The organism is Indioceanicola profundi, from assembly GCF_003568845.1.
Lineage (GTDB): Bacteria > Pseudomonadota > Alphaproteobacteria > Azospirillales > Azospirillaceae > Indioceanicola > Indioceanicola profundi.
Genome location: NZ_CP030126.1, coordinates 1,173,166 through 1,186,764 on the forward strand (window position 1 = coordinate 1,173,166; position 13,599 = coordinate 1,186,764).

Here is a 13,599-nt window from a genome sequence, read left to right on the forward strand (position 1 = left end):
GCGTCACTCGAAGCTGCCGCCACGGCCGGCGCCGTCCTTGAACCGGACGGCGCCGGTTCCGCTTTCACCGCTGTTCAGGATATCCAGGCCGCGGGCGAACTCGTTGGCCATGGCCTGCTGCGTATCCAGACTCCATTGTTCCATCGCGCTCATCCTGTCGGAGCGCAGGCAGCCCTGCGGAAATGCGGCAATCGCTTCCGCAAGTTCCTCGGCCGCCGCACGGGCACGTCCTGGCGGAACGAGCCGGTTCGCCAGCCCCATGGACAGGGCTTCGGCCGCCCCGACCGGCCGTCCCGTCAGAATCATGTCCATGGCGCGGCTGTGCCCGATCAGCCGCGGCAGGCGTACCGTGCCGCCATCGATCAGGGGAACGCCCCAGCGTCGGCAGAAGACGCCGAAAACGGAATCCTCTGCAGCGATCCGCAGATCGGCCCAGCATGCAAGCTCCAACCCGCCGGCAACGGCGTGGCCTTCCACAGCGGCAATGACCGGCTTCGACAGCCGCAGGCGCGTCGGCCCCATCGGCGCGTCGGGAGCAAGCGGGGCGTCATCGATTCCCGTTCCGGGGGGAACCAGCGGATTTGGGCGTCCCTCGGCAATAGCTTTGAGGTCGGCGCCGGCACAGAATGTACCGCCTTCGCCCCAGAGCACGGCCACTCGCGCCGTCTCATCCCGCTCGAACGCCAGGAAGGCATCCGCCAGCAGCTTTGCGGTCGGACCGTCCACGGCATTGCGGACTTCCGGTCGGGACAGGACGACGGTGGTGACAGGACCCTTGCGGTCGATCCGGACGGGTGTCGGCGGCATGCTTCGCCCCACGGTTGGCGTGCGGGGAAGCGTAACCCGTCAGACACAGGCGGTCACGGTCCTGAACGGGGTGCCGAAGGCCCGCCCACCTGGTTGCGGGGGCGAGGGTTCACGGGAGGGGCGGGCCATGATATGCCCTGTATGGACAAGCAGGCTTGAGCAACGGTTTGGCTGGGGATGCTGTACCACGCCCGCACGCGCAAGGAGGAGATGCTGCTGCTCTGCGCCAGGATCGGATTCAATCCGCCGGTCTGAGGCCTGACGCACGCCCGCATTGAACTATCCCTTTCCGCGACGGACGCAAAGCCATGACCGCTACGCTGACGAATCTCGACCTCAAGAAACTCGATGACGCCCATCACCTGCACCCCTTCACAGACTTCAAGGAACTGTCGGCTGCAGGCGGTTCCCGCCTGATCACGAAGGGCGAGGGAAGCTGGATTTGGGATTCGGAAGGCAACCGAATCCTGGACGCCATGGCCGGCCTCTGGTGCGTGAATGTCGGCTATGGCCGCAAGGAGCTGGCCGATGCCGCCTATCGGCAGATGATGGAGCTCGGCTTCTACAACGCCTTTTTCAAGACCACGACGCCGCCCGCGGCTGAGCTGTCCGCGAAACTGGCGGAGATCACGCCGGACGGGCTGTCCAAGGTGTTCTTCGCCAATTCCGGGTCGGAGGCGAACGACACCATTGTCCGCATGGTCCGGCACTACTGGAACCTGAAGGGCAAGCCCACCAAGAAGGCGTTCATCAGCCGGGTCCACGGCTATCACGGCACCACCATGGCCAGCACCTCGCTGGGCGGGATGCCGGTGATGCACAGCCAGGGAGACCTGCCGCTCTCGGGCTTCCACCATGTAATGCCGCCCTACACCTATGAGCTGGCGAACGGCATGGACCCGGAAGCGTTCGGCCGCCTCGCCGCGCGGGCAGTCGAGCAGAAGATCCTGGAGCTGGGGGCTGAGAATGTCGGCGCTTTTATCGGCGAACCCATCCAGGGGGCCGGCGGCGTGCTCATCCCGCCGGACAGCTACTGGCCGGAAATTCAGCGCATCTGCGCCGAACACGACGTCCTGCTGATCGCGGACGAGGTAATCTGCGGGTTCGGACGGCTGGGACAGTGGTTCGGGAGCCAGCGCTACGGCATCAAGCCGGATTTCATGACGCTGGCGAAGGGCATCACGTCCGGTTACGTGCCGCTGTCCGCGGTGATGGTGGGCGACCGTGTGGCGGAGACGCTGATTGAGGAAGGCGGCGAGTTCTATCACGGCTTCACCTATTCAGGTCATCCGGTTGCCTGCGCCGTGGCGCTCGCCAACATCGCCGTGATCGAGCGGGAAGGGCTGGTCGACCGTGCCCGGGACGATATCGGGCCCTATCTCCGCGGACGGCTGGAGGAGGAACTGGCCGATCACCCGATTGTTGGCGAGATCAGGAGCGAAGGTCTGATCGGCGCGATCGAGATCGTGAAAGACAAGCGGACGCGGGAACGGTTCCCCGGCGACGGAAAGGTCGGACTGGTCGCCCGCGATCACTGCTTCCGCAACAATGTCATCCTGCGCGGCATCCGCGACAGCCTCGTGTTCTCGCCGCCCCTGACATTGAGCCATGAGGAGGCGGATGAGATGGCGAGACTCGCCCGGCGGTCGCTGGATGAGACGGCCCGGGATCTTGGTGTTCTGTAGTCCTATGCGGCCGGAAGAGGGGATGCGACCGGATGGGTAGAGCCGACTGTCCCCTTTTCGTTGACATCCTGCATGTTTACGGATGCTATTTCGCCAATGCGGGACGCCGGGGTGGTAAGCGCCGCCCGCGGCCTGACTGACCAATCTCTTGGGGGTGCGGATGAAGAAGAATGCGCTTGGTGTCGTGAGCTTTGTTGCCCTGCTGGCGCTGGCTGGCTGTGGCGAGGACAATTCGCAGAGTCAGCAGGCGCAGGCTCCCCAGCCGCAGGCCGAGACGACCCCGGCTCCGCAGGCGGAACCGGCCCCGGCTGCTGAAGCTCCCGCCCCCGAGGCGCCCGCAGCCGGCACCCAGACCGCGGAAGCGCCTGCGGCGGCTCCGGCCGGCGGCTCCGGCGGGCAGGTCAATGTCTACAACTGGTCGGACTACATCGGTGAGAACACGGTGGCCGAGTTCCAGAAGGCGACCGGCATCACCGTTCAGTACGATGTCTTTACCGATCTGGAGACGCTGGAATCCAAGCTGTTGGTCGGCAATTCCGGCTATGACGTGATCGTGCCGACGGCGGAGCCGACCCTGGCGAAGCTGATCCAGGCCGGTGCCGTCCAGAAGCTGGACAAGTCCAAAATTCCGAACCTGTCCAACCTGGACCCGGTTCTGATGAAGCTGGTCGCCGATACCGATCCGGGCAACGAATACGCGGCCATCTATCAGTGGGGCACCATCGGTCTCGGCGTGAATGTCGACCGGGTCAAGGAGGTCGCGCCCGACATCCCGATGGACAGCTGGCAGATGCTGTTCAATCCGGAGAACGCGGCCAAGCTTGCGCAGTGCGGGATCGTGCTGCTGGACAGCGCCACCGATGTTCTGCCCACCGTCTATCATTATCTCGGTCTCGACCCGAATTCGGAATCCCCGGAGGATCTGGCCAAGGTGGAGGAGACGCTGCTGGCGATCCGCCCCCACATCAAGGCCTTCGTTCCGTCCGTGATCGACCCCCTGGCGACGGGCGATGCCTGCGTGGCGCTCGGCTATTCGGGTGACGTGTTCCAGGCCCAGGCCCGTGCCGAGGAGGCCGGTTCCGGCGCCAACATCGACTACCTCATCCCGAATGAAGGCGTGCAGATCTGGTTCGACGTGATGGCCATCCCGGCTGGTGCGCCGAACCTGGACAATGCCCATGCCTGGATCAATTACGTGCTCCAGCCGGAGGTGATGGCGGGCATCAGCGACTATGTCGCCTACGCCAATGCCGTTCCGGCCTCGAAGCCGCTGATGGATCAGGAGATCGCGAACAACGAGAAGATCTTCCCCACGCCGGAGCAGCAGGAGAAGATGTTCACGGTGCAGCAGGTCAGCCAGTCGGCCGACCGCGACCGCACCCGTACCTGGACAAGGGTCGAAACCGGCCGCTGATCCAGAGCGGATCGGAAAATTTTGGTGGAACGCCCTGGCAATGGATTTGCCGGGGCGTTTCAGTTTCATTCGAGGGCCGGTGTCCGCACCTGTGGCCGGGGCCACGGGGAAGGGCGGCAGGGAACCAGCGCGCATGTCACAGAACCAGTCCAGCCGGACGCAGTCCCAACTCAAGACCGAACCGTGGAAGAGTGCGGCCGAGAAGCCCTATGTCCGGATTGAGAAGGTCACGAAGAAGTTCGGCGATTTCGTCGCCGTCGACGACGTGTCGCTGTCCATCTACCGGGGCGAATTCTTCTCGCTTCTGGGCGGCTCCGGTTCGGGCAAGACCACGCTGCTTCGAATGCTGGCGGGCTTTGAGACCCCGACCGAGGGCAAGATCTACATCGACGGCGTGGACATGACGGGCGTGCCGCCCTACCGCCGGCCGGTGAACATGATGTTCCAGTCCTACGCGCTGTTCCCCCACATGACGGTGGAGGGGAACATTGCCTTCGGCCTGCATCAGGATCGCCTGCCGAAGGCGGAGATCCGAGAGCGAGTGGCTGAGGTGCTGAATCTTGTCCAGCTCGGTCAGTTTGGGAAGCGCAAGCCCCACCAACTGTCCGGCGGCCAGCGGCAGCGCGTCGCCTTGGCCCGCGCCCTGGTCAAACGCCCGAAGCTTTTGTTGCTGGACGAGCCGCTGGGCGCCCTGGACAAGAAGTTGCGGGAGCAGACGCAGTTCGAACTGGTGAACATCCAGGAGAAGGTTGGCATTACCTTCATCATCGTCACCCACGACCAGGAGGAGGCGATGACCATGTCCTCCCGCATCGCGGTGATGAACAAGGGCTATATCGCCCAGGTGGGCACGCCTACCGAAATCTATGAATGGCCGAACAACCGCCTCGTCTCCGAATTCATCGGCTCGGTGAACATCTTCGAGGGCCGGGTGATGGAGAACGAGCCCGACCACTGCTTGGTCCGCTCGGACGAGGCGGGCTGCGACCTCTACATCAACCACCCGGCCCATATCGGGGCAGGAACAGCCTGCTGGGTAGCGATCAGACCGGAGAAGATCGTGATCTCCAAGGAGCCGCCGCCCATGACCCAAGGCGGCCGGAACCAGACCAGCGGCATCGTGCGGGAGATCGCCTATCTGGGCGACGTCTCGATTTATGACGTCGATCTGGATACCGGCAAGCGCGTGCGTGTAACCGCTCCCAATGTGACGCGCCGCACGGAGCTGCCCATCGCCTGGGAGGACCGGGTGTATCTGAGCTGGCGCCCCTTCGCGGGCAGCGTTCTCACGGAATAGGCGGGGACCAGCACGAATGCCGGACCGGAGCACTGGTACTTCCCGCAGCAATGAAAGCCGCTTCGGCGACCGCCTGTCGGCCCTGCTCGGCCGGGTCGGATTGCGCGGCAGGGGAGCCGTGATCGGCATCCCCTATTTCTGGCTGCTGCTCTTCTTCCTGATCCCGTTTCTGATCGTGGCGAAGATCGCCCTCTCGGAGTCGGTGATCCGCATCCCGCCCTATGCGCCGATGTTCGAGTGGTCGGCGCAGGAGTTGATGCTGAACATCAAGCTCAGCTTCCGGAACTTCAGCTACCTGTTCCGGGACGATCTCTATTTCATCGCCTATCTCAGCTCGCTGAAGATCGCCTTCTTTTCCACGCTGATCTGCCTGCTGATCGGCTATCCGGTGGCCTATGCCATGGCGCGGGCGGATGCCAGCTGGCGGGCATCGCTTCTGATGCTGATCATCCTGCCGTTCTGGACGAGCTTCCTGATCCGCGTCTATGCGTGGGTGGTGTTGCTGCGTGACGACGGGCTGGTGACCGCGAACCTGAACGCAATTCTTCTCTCGGTAGGGATCATCGACCAGCCGCTGCAGCTGCTGTACACGCCGACGGCCGCCTATATCGGCATCGTCTATTCCTATCTGCCCTTCATGATCCTTCCGCTCTACGCGACGCTGGAGAAGATGGACAACACGTTGCTGGAAGCGGCGGCCGACCTGGGCTGCCCGCCCTGGAAGGCGTTCCTGACCATCACGCTGCCGCTGTCCGTTCCCGGCATCCTTGCAGGTTCGCTGCTGGTGTTCATTCCGGCGACCGGCGAGTTCGTCATCCCGGAACTGCTGGGCGGGCCGGACACGCTGATGATCGGCAAGGTACTGTGGGCCGAGTTTTTCAATAACCGGGACTGGCCGGTGGCAAGCGCCGTCGCCATTGCCCTGCTGCTGTTCCTGGTCATCCCGATCATGCTGTTCCAGAACCTTCAGGGCCGTCAGGCCGAAGAGGGGAAATAACCCATGCCCCGCTCCTGGTTCCTGCGCATCTCCCTGCTGATCGGCCTTCTGTTCCTTTATGCGCCGATCGTTCTGCTGGTCGTGTTCAGCTTCAACTCCGCCCGGTCCGTCTCGGTGTGGGGCGGCTTTTCGACCCGCTGGTATGCGGAGCTGATGAACAACGCCCAACTCCTGAACGCAGCCTGGCTGTCGCTGGAGATCGGCGTGATCGTTGCCACGGGCGCCGTGATCCTGGGCACCATGGCGGGCATGCTTCTGGCCCGCTTCGGTCATTTCAAAGGGCGCGCCCTGTTCGCCGGCATGATCTCCGCACCGCTGGTGATGCCGGAGGTGATTCTGGGCCTGTCCATGCTTCTGCTGTTCGTGAGCCTGGAGCAGTTGATCGGATGGCCGCAGGGGCGGGGCGCCACCACCATCGTCATCGCCCACATCACCTTCACGATGGCCTTCGTGGCGGTGGTGGTGCAGTCGCGGCTGGTCAGCCTGGATGCCAGCCTGGAGGAGGCGGCCATGGACCTGGGGGCGCGGCCGGCCAAGGTGTTCTTCGTCATCACCTTGCCGATCATCGCTCCCGCCATCGTCTCTGGCTGGCTGTTGGCCTTTACGCTTTCGCTGGACGATCTGGTCATAGCCAGCTTCGTCTCCGGCCCTGGCAGCACGACCTTGCCGATGGTCGTTTTCTCAAAGGTGCGTCTCGGCCTCGACCCGCAGGTGAATGCGCTTGCGACGATCATCGTGGGCATTGTCGCCGTGGGCATCCTCATCGCCGGAATCCTGAACGCCCGGGCGGAAAGGGCACGGCAGCGGGATGAACGTATGGCGCAATCGCAGGGGAGCTGACGCGCCGACCGCCGTTCCGGCTGCCGTTATGCGGTGGAACAACCGGAACGGCTGTAGCTATGCATGACGCGCAGACCGGGGCAGGCGTTGCCCCGGCTGGCTCAGGTCAAACCGCGCAATTATATTACGGCCACCTGCAACAACTCATAGGCCGTATCGTGCGGTTCTTCCTTATGCTTCCCATGCTGCGGCTCGGCGCTCTTCTGCCGACGCCCGCTACTGCTAACAGTGCAAAGGCCGCCCGCCGCGATTGAGGCGAATCGGCCGGATTTGTTTTTCAGTCAGCTTTAACGACCATTGGCCGGTTGCCATTTTTCGGGCCGGCAGGTTGTCAGATGCACGCCTCGGCGATTACCTTCGCCGGGGCGTTCTTCATTGAGCGCCAAACAATTCTCAGACAGGGATCGCCTGCCATGCCTACCCCCGCCACCGACGGCTTCCATATGCCCGCCGAATGGGCGCCGCATGATCGTTGCTGGATGGCTTGGCCCGTCCGGGCGGAGACGTTCCTGAACGGGCTGGATGCCGCTCGCGCCGCCTACGCGGATGTGGCGAAGACGATTGCGCAGTTCGAGCCCGTCACCATGATCTGTCCCGAGGGGGAGGTGGCAGATGCCAGCCTGTCCTGCGGCAAGGGTGTCGAGATACTGCCCATGCCGCTCAGCGACAGTTGGGTGCGCGACAACGGGCCGACCTTCGTCGTTGACGGCAAGGGCGGTGTCGCCGGCGTCGACTGGGGCTTCAACGCCTGGGGCGGGAACTATGCCGATTTCCAGCCCGATACGGATGTTGCACGGCGGGTGATGGAACGGCTGGGACTGCCCCGGTACGAGGCCCCTCTGATCATGGAGGGCGGGAGCTTCCATGTGGATGGCGAGGGAACGCTGCTGACGACGGAGCAGTGCCTGCTGAACCCGAACCGCAACCCGCATCTATCCAAGTCGGAGATCGAGCAGCACCTGCGCGACTATCTCGGCGTCAGTCAGATCATCTGGCTGGGGCAAGGCTATGAGCAGGATGAGACCGACGGGCATATCGACGAGATCGCATGCTTCGTCCGCCCCGGCGTGGTGCTGACCCTCACGACCGACGACACCAGCGATCCGAACTACAAGATATTCCAGGACAATCTGGAGCGGCTCTCCATGGCCCGGGACGCTGCCGGTCGGGAGCTTGAGATCGTAACGGTACGCCCGCCCGCCCGGCAGGAGTACAATGGCGTGCGGCTGACCCTGTCCTATACGAACTTCTACCTAGCGAATGGCGGCGTCGTCATGCCCGCCTTCGAGGACCCCGCCGATGACGAGGCGTACCGGATTTTCCGAAAGCTCTGGCCGGAACGGCAGGTGGTCCAGGTTCCAGCGCTGGACATCGTCCGCGGCGGCGGCGGCATCCACTGTATCACCCAGCAGCAGCCTGCGCCCTGAGCACCGGCACTGCTTCCTAAAATCATTCTAATCATCCGGGTTGCCGACTGGCGCATTTGGTGGAGTATGCCGCCATTGCGCAGCTGCGAGCAGTGACATCCCATCGTGCAACTCCTGTTGTGGTCCCAGGGCAAGCGCCCATGGTCCAGAACAGGAGACGTTCGATGTTCCTGCGCATGAAGGAATACCAGTACAACGCCCGGCCGGAGAAGCCCGACCCGATCTACGCCAAGCAGCTCCAGGAAATCCTAGGCGGCCAGTGGGGCGAGATTTCGGTCATGATGACCTATCTGTTCCAGGGTTGGAACTGCCGTGCCCCGGGCAAGTACAAGGACATGATCTTCGACATCGGCACGGAGGAGATCAACCACGTCGAAATGATCGCCACCATGATCGCCCGGTTGCTTGAGAAGTCGCCGGTCGATGCCGAGGAGATGGCGAACAAGGACAGCATGATCGGCGCCGTCCTTGGCGGTGCGCGTGTCGAGGACGCGATCCTGGCCGGCATGAACCCCCAGCATGCCATCGTGACCGGCAGCGGCTCGCAGGCCGCGGACTCCGTCGGCGTGCCGTGGAACGGCCGTTACGTGGTGGCGTCCGGCAATCTGCTGGCGGACTTCCGCTACAATGTGACGGCAGAGAGTCAGGGCCGGCTGCAGGTTTCCCGCCTCTATGCCCTGACCGATGATCCGGGCGTGCGCGACATGCTGAGCTTCCTGTTGGCGCGCGACACCATGCACCAGAACCAGTGGCTGGCCGCCATGCGCGAGCTTGAGGAAGAGGGGCTGGAGATGACTCCGGTTCCGCACAGCTTCCCGCAGGACCTGGAGAAGAAGGAAGTCTCCTACCAGTTCTGGAACTCCAGCCAGGGCACCGAGAGCCAGCAGGGTCGCTGGGCGTCCGGCCCGACGCCGGACGGCAAGGGCGAATTCCAGTATGTCGGCAATCCGAAGCCGATGACCGACGACATCGGGGAGTTGGGCATGGCCGATCCGCGCCTACACGGCACGGCGAAGATGCCGCGTCCGACCATGACCAGCTTCACGGGCGGCGGTCTGTCCCGCACCATGGGCAACGCCGAGTAAGCATCGCCAGCCAGGGCAGGGCGGCTTCCAACGAAGCCGCCCCGTCCCAACCTCTTTCAGACCGGCAGCCTTTCCAGCAGCTCCCGGAGATCGGCTTTGAAGCGATCGGCCAACTCGGGCAGGGCGAGGGCCGCATCCACATCGGCGCGTACCGCCGGCTTGGCGTAGTAGACGGCGTTCACGGCCGCGACGGTCCAGTCCGCCGGCCCGCGACTGACGATTTCCAGCACATCGCCAGCCTGTACGACGCCTTCCTGCACAACATCCAGATAGAAGCCGGTCAGCCCCTCCTGCGTGGCCCATCTGGTCAGGCGCGGTTCGCCCGACTGCACGGTCGGCCAGGAGCAGCGGATCACCGGCTGGTTCACCCGCAGCAACGCCGTGCCAACGCGGATCACGTCGCCGACGCAGGCCTCCCGCTCCGTATAGCCCTCCACCGTCAGATTCTCCCCGAAGCTGGGGACCGGCAGTTCGCGGCCGGCCAGTTCGCGGAACCGGGCATAGCTCTCCACACAGAAGATATGCACGGCGGTGTCGCCGAGCTCGCGCGAGCGGTAGGCGCTCTCATCCCCCTCCAGCCCGAAACGCCCGATCCGCACCGGTCCGTCCACCGGCCGGTTGCCAATGCCGGTGCGGCCCTCATTGCCCTTGCGGGTAAGCCGCGGTTCGACCCGGCCGGTACTGACGGAGAGGATGCGGGGCATGGTTGCGGGCTCCGGATATGGGAAGGGCCGCCCCGAAGGACGGCCCTGGCCGATGCGATGTGCCTTGGATCAGACGAACTCGGCCTGGGTGCCGACGATGTGGGTGACCAGGCCGTAGACCTTGGCCTCCTCGGCGCTCATCCAGTAGTTCCGGTCGGTGTCCTGCTCCACCCGCTCCAGCGGCTGGCCGGTCTCGCGGGCGATGATGGTGTTGATGCGCTTGCGCATCTTCACGATCTCCTGCGCCTCGATGGCGATGTCGCTGGCGCGGCCGCCGGCGCCGCCCATGGGCTGGTGGATCAGGAAGCGGGTGTTGGGCAGGCAGAAGCGGTTCTCACGCTTCGCACCCAGGAAGATGTGCGCGCCGGCGGAGGCCACCCAGCCGGTGCCCAGGATTTTCACCCGCGGCTTGATGAAGCGGATGGTGTCGTGGATGCTGTCGCCCGACTCCACATGGCCGCCGGGGGAGTTGATGACGATGTTGATGTCGTCGTCGCCCACCGCCGCATAGGCCAGGAGCTGCGCCACCGTGTCCTGCGCGACCTTCTGGTTGATTTCCCCGAAGATCAGGATGGTGCGGCTCTTGAACAGGGCCTGCTGGATGGCCTGGAAGGGACCCGGCTGGGTCTCGGCCTTCTTGCCGCCGTTGTCCGGGGTATCCGGGGTCTCCGGCTGTTCTTCGTCGTCGAGGCGGAAGGGGGAATTGAGCACGGGAAACGGCTCCTTCAGGCAATCGGGAATGTCCGGCTAGAGACGTAGCGGGAATTGGGGCTCTGTTCAACCCGGCAAGGGGCCGGTTCCGGTTGGAATGGCCGTGCGGACGGGGCCGACTATCCAACCGGATGGGCAGGGGTAGGAGCAGGAGCCGGGGTGGGAGGCGGAATGCGGCGGGGCGGGCCACGTCGCATTCCGCTTTGCTCCTCGCGACCTACGGGAGGAGGCTGGCTCAGAGTTCGATCCAGACGCTCTTCAGGTCGGTGTACTTGTCCAGCGCGTGCAGGCTCTTGTCGCGGCCGAAGCCGGACTGCTTGAAGCCGCCGAACGGCGTCGTGATGTCGCCGGCATCGAAGCAGTTGATCCAGACGCTGCCGGCCTTGATGGTCTTCGCCGCCTTCATGGCGACCGACAGGTCCTTGGTCCAGATCGCGGCGGCGAGACCGTAGATCGTGTCGTTGGCGATCCGGAACGCCTCTTCTGTCGTCCTGAAGGTCAGGGTGGAGAGGACGGGGCCGAAAATCTCCTCCCGCGCGATGGTCATGCCGCTGTCCACGCCATCGAACACGGTGGGCTCGATATAGAAGCCGCCGGTCTCCGTGCGCGCGGCGTTGCCGCCGGACTTCAGCACGGCGCCCTCGGCCTTGCCCTTCTCGATATAGGACAGCACGCGCCCGTGCTGGCGGTCGTCCACCATGGCGCCGGTCCTGCTGTTCCAGTCCAGCGGATCGCCGGGGGTCCAGGACTTGCCGTATTCCACCACCTTGGCCAGGAACTCGTCCTTGATGCTCTCATGCACCAGCAGGCGGGAGCCGGCGTTGCAGACCTCACCCTGGTTGAAGAAGATGCCGCCGGCGGCGTTCTTCGCGGCCAGATCCAGGTCGGCGGCATCGGGCATGACGATGTGCGGAGTCTTGCCGCCGCACTCCAGCGACACGCGCTTCAGGTTGCTCTCCCCCGAATAGCGCATGAAGTACTTGCCGACCTCCGTGGAGCCGGTGAAGGCGATCATGTCCACGTCCATATGGCGGCCCAGCGCCTGGCCCGCCGTCTCCCCGAAGCCGGGCAGCACGTTCAGCACGCCGGGCGGCAGGCCGGCCTCCACCGCCAGCTCGGCCAGCCGGATGGCGGTCAGCGGCGACTGCTCCGCCGGCTTCAGCACCACGGAGTTGCCGGTGGCGAGCGCCGGGGCCAGTTTCCACACCGCCATCATCAGCGGGAAGTTCCACGGCACCACCGCCGCGATGACGCCCAGCGGTTCCCGCAGGATCAGGGACATGGAGTTGGGGCCGGAGGGGCCGACCTCGTCATAGAGCTTGTCGATGGCCTCTCCGTAATACTGCATGCAGCGGGCGGAGAGGGGGATGTCGATGCTGCGGCTGTCGCGGATGGGCTTGCCCATGTCCAGCGTTTCCAGCAGCGCCAGCTCATCCGCGTTCTGCTCGATCAACTGGGCCAGCTTCAGCAGCACCCTCTTGCGGTCGCGCGGATGCTGGTCGCGCCAGACGCCGGATTCGAAGGCCTTGCGGGCCGAGGCGACGGCGCGGTCCACATCCTCCGCATCGCATTCGGCAACCCGGGCCAGCACCTTGCCGTCGCGCGGGCTCACATCCTCGAAGGTCTTGCCGGAGGCGGCGTCCACATACCGGCCGTCGATGAAGGCCTTGGTGCGGATGTCCAGCCGGGCGGCGCGGTCATGCCAGTTGGTGGCGAGCGCGTCCATTCTATCCTCCCATGATCGATATGGGCGGAGAGTGCATTGGCGAGGGGGCGGAGGGCAACCCCCGTCGGAATGGGGCCGGACCCGGCCAGCCATCTCACCGGAACGGCGTCGGCGGGAAGTCTCCGATGGGCGCCACATGGTTGCGCAGACCGTGGGCCGGGTCCCAGAGATGCATGGCCATGGCCGGCGGCTCCCGAGTCCAGGCGAGCGGCAGGTCGCCCAGCGTGAGCGCCAGTTGGAAGGCCGCGCTGGGGGCGCAGAAGGCGGTGGTTCCGGCGAAGGGGGCCGTAATGGCCCGGTGCACATGGCCGCAGAGGATACCCGCGATGGGCCGTCCGCGTAGGAGTTCCGCCAGCCGATCGGCCCCGCCGCACATGATCCGGTCCATGCCGACGATGCCGCTGACGAAGGGCGGATGGTGCATCAGGACCAGGGTAGGGGTGTCGCCGGCCTCCTCCAGCCGCCGCGCGATCCAGGCCAGCCGCTCTTCGCAGAGGCCGCCTTCGGTACGGCCGGGAAGGTGCGTGTCCAGGGCCAGCAGGTGCAAAGGGCCGAGGCGGCGGGACTGGTGCAGGAACTGCCCCTCCGCGGGAACGGCGCCCGTGGCGGCGAAGGCGCTGCGCATGCCGTCGCGGCTGTCATGGTTGCCGGGAATCATCAGGCAGGGGAGCGCGAGGTCGGCCAGCAGTTCCGCCGCCATCTCGTACTCGCCCGGCTGCGGGCCGTTGATCAGGTCGCCGGTGATGACGACCAGGTCGGGCCGAGGCGTCAGCGCGTTCAGGAAGGCCACCGTCCGGCGCAGGGCGGCGGGTGTGTCGATCTCCCCCATGGCGAGCCTGCCCCTGGCGGTGACATGGCAGTCGGTGATCTGCGCGATCAGCATCCGGCACCCCTCCCGTGGCTCGA

12 protein-coding genes are annotated in these 13,599 nt (G+C 65.1%); 7 read left to right on the forward strand and 5 right to left on the reverse strand.

The window, feature by feature from the left end; all coding sequences use genetic code 11:
* Positions 1-3: 3 nt before the first annotated feature.
* On the reverse strand, positions 4-807 hold the full coding sequence (locus tag DOL89_RS05520; RefSeq protein WP_119678232.1) for a crotonase/enoyl-CoA hydratase family protein: 804 nt from the start codon (positions 805-807) through the stop codon (positions 4-6).
* Between the two features lie 308 nt (positions 808-1,115).
* Here DOL89_RS05520 and DOL89_RS05525 point away from each other — a divergent pair, with 308 nt between their 5' ends.
* From DOL89_RS05525 to DOL89_RS05560, 7 genes are all read left to right on the forward strand, one after another.
* Positions 1,116-2,492 carry an aspartate aminotransferase family protein gene (locus tag DOL89_RS05525; RefSeq protein ID WP_119678233.1) on the forward strand — a complete coding sequence of 459 codons (1,377 nt, stop codon included), beginning with the start codon at positions 1,116-1,118 and terminating at the stop codon, positions 2,490-2,492.
* 160 nt (positions 2,493-2,652) lie between these two features.
* Positions 2,653-3,906 (forward strand): polyamine ABC transporter substrate-binding protein, encoded by a 1,254-nt coding sequence (locus tag DOL89_RS05530; protein WP_205574648.1) that lies wholly within the window; start codon positions 2,653-2,655, stop codon positions 3,904-3,906.
* A gap of 133 nt (positions 3,907-4,039) precedes the next feature.
* Complete coding sequence (locus DOL89_RS05535) at positions 4,040-5,203, forward strand: ABC transporter ATP-binding protein (RefSeq protein WP_119678234.1); 1,164 nt, start codon at positions 4,040-4,042, stop codon at positions 5,201-5,203.
* A gap of 16 nt (positions 5,204-5,219) precedes the next feature.
* Positions 5,220-6,200 carry an ABC transporter permease subunit gene (locus DOL89_RS05540; protein WP_119678235.1) on the forward strand — a complete coding sequence of 327 codons (981 nt, stop codon included), beginning with the start codon at positions 5,220-5,222 and terminating at the stop codon, positions 6,198-6,200.
* Positions 6,201-6,203: 3 nt separating this feature from the next.
* On the forward strand, positions 6,204-7,040 hold the full coding sequence (locus DOL89_RS05545; protein WP_119678236.1) for an ABC transporter permease subunit: 837 nt from the start codon (positions 6,204-6,206) through the stop codon (positions 7,038-7,040).
* A gap of 413 nt (positions 7,041-7,453) precedes the next feature.
* Complete coding sequence (gene aguA / locus DOL89_RS05555) at positions 7,454-8,467, forward strand: agmatine deiminase (RefSeq protein WP_119678238.1); 1,014 nt, start codon at positions 7,454-7,456, stop codon at positions 8,465-8,467.
* Positions 8,468-8,631: 164 nt separating this feature from the next.
* Positions 8,632-9,552, forward strand: a complete 921-nt coding sequence (locus tag DOL89_RS05560) for a manganese catalase family protein (protein WP_119678239.1) — start codon at positions 8,632-8,634, stop codon at positions 9,550-9,552.
* Positions 9,553-9,608: 56 nt separating this feature from the next.
* Here DOL89_RS05560 and DOL89_RS05565 read toward each other — a convergent pair whose 3' ends face one another.
* The 4 genes from DOL89_RS05565 to DOL89_RS05580 form a co-directional block, all read right to left on the reverse strand.
* Positions 9,609-10,256: an MOSC domain-containing protein gene (locus tag DOL89_RS05565; protein WP_119678240.1), complete on the reverse strand. Its 648-nt coding sequence runs from the start codon at positions 10,254-10,256 to the stop codon at positions 9,609-9,611.
* A 69-nt stretch (positions 10,257-10,325) separates the two neighbouring features.
* The gene (locus DOL89_RS05570) at positions 10,326-10,967 is read right to left on the reverse strand and encodes an ATP-dependent Clp protease proteolytic subunit (protein ID WP_119678241.1); all 642 of its coding nucleotides are present in this window, start codon (positions 10,965-10,967) and stop codon (positions 10,326-10,328) included.
* 235 nt (positions 10,968-11,202) lie between these two features.
* Positions 11,203-12,693, reverse strand: coding sequence for an aldehyde dehydrogenase (locus tag DOL89_RS05575; RefSeq protein ID WP_119678242.1), 1,491 nt, complete (start codon positions 12,691-12,693; stop codon positions 11,203-11,205).
* Positions 12,694-12,787: 94 nt separating this feature from the next.
* Entirely contained in the window at positions 12,788-13,576 is a 789-nt protein-coding gene (locus tag DOL89_RS05580) for a phosphodiesterase (RefSeq protein WP_119678243.1), read from the reverse strand.
* Positions 13,577-13,599 lie beyond the last annotated feature (23 nt).

Bases quoted from the DNA above. Each gene is read 5' to 3' on its own strand.
- DOL89_RS05565 (WP_119678240.1), bottom strand. From the start codon at position 10,256: ATGCCCCGCATCCTCTCCGTCAGTACCGGCCGGGTCGAACCGCGGCTT.
- DOL89_RS05575 (WP_119678242.1), bottom strand. From the start codon at position 12,693: ATGGACGCGCTCGCCACCAACTGGCATGACCGCGCCGCCCGGCTGGAC.
- DOL89_RS05545 (WP_119678236.1), top strand. From the start codon at position 6,204: ATGCCCCGCTCCTGGTTCCTGCGCATCTCCCTGCTGATCGGCCTTCTG.
- DOL89_RS05520 (WP_119678232.1), bottom strand. From the start codon at position 807: ATGCCGCCGACACCCGTCCGGATCGACCGCAAGGGTCCTGTCACCACC.
- DOL89_RS05535 (WP_119678234.1), top strand. From the start codon at position 4,040: ATGTCACAGAACCAGTCCAGCCGGACGCAGTCCCAACTCAAGACCGAA.
- DOL89_RS05580 (WP_119678243.1), bottom strand. From the start codon at position 13,576: ATGCTGATCGCGCAGATCACCGACTGCCATGTCACCGCCAGGGGCAGG.
- DOL89_RS05525 (WP_119678233.1), top strand. From the start codon at position 1,116: ATGACCGCTACGCTGACGAATCTCGACCTCAAGAAACTCGATGACGCC.
- DOL89_RS05560 (WP_119678239.1), top strand. From the start codon at position 8,632: ATGTTCCTGCGCATGAAGGAATACCAGTACAACGCCCGGCCGGAGAAG.
- DOL89_RS05540 (WP_119678235.1), top strand. From the start codon at position 5,220: ATGCCGGACCGGAGCACTGGTACTTCCCGCAGCAATGAAAGCCGCTTC.
- aguA (WP_119678238.1), top strand. From the start codon at position 7,454: ATGCCTACCCCCGCCACCGACGGCTTCCATATGCCCGCCGAATGGGCG.
- DOL89_RS05530 (WP_205574648.1), top strand. From the start codon at position 2,653: ATGAAGAAGAATGCGCTTGGTGTCGTGAGCTTTGTTGCCCTGCTGGCG.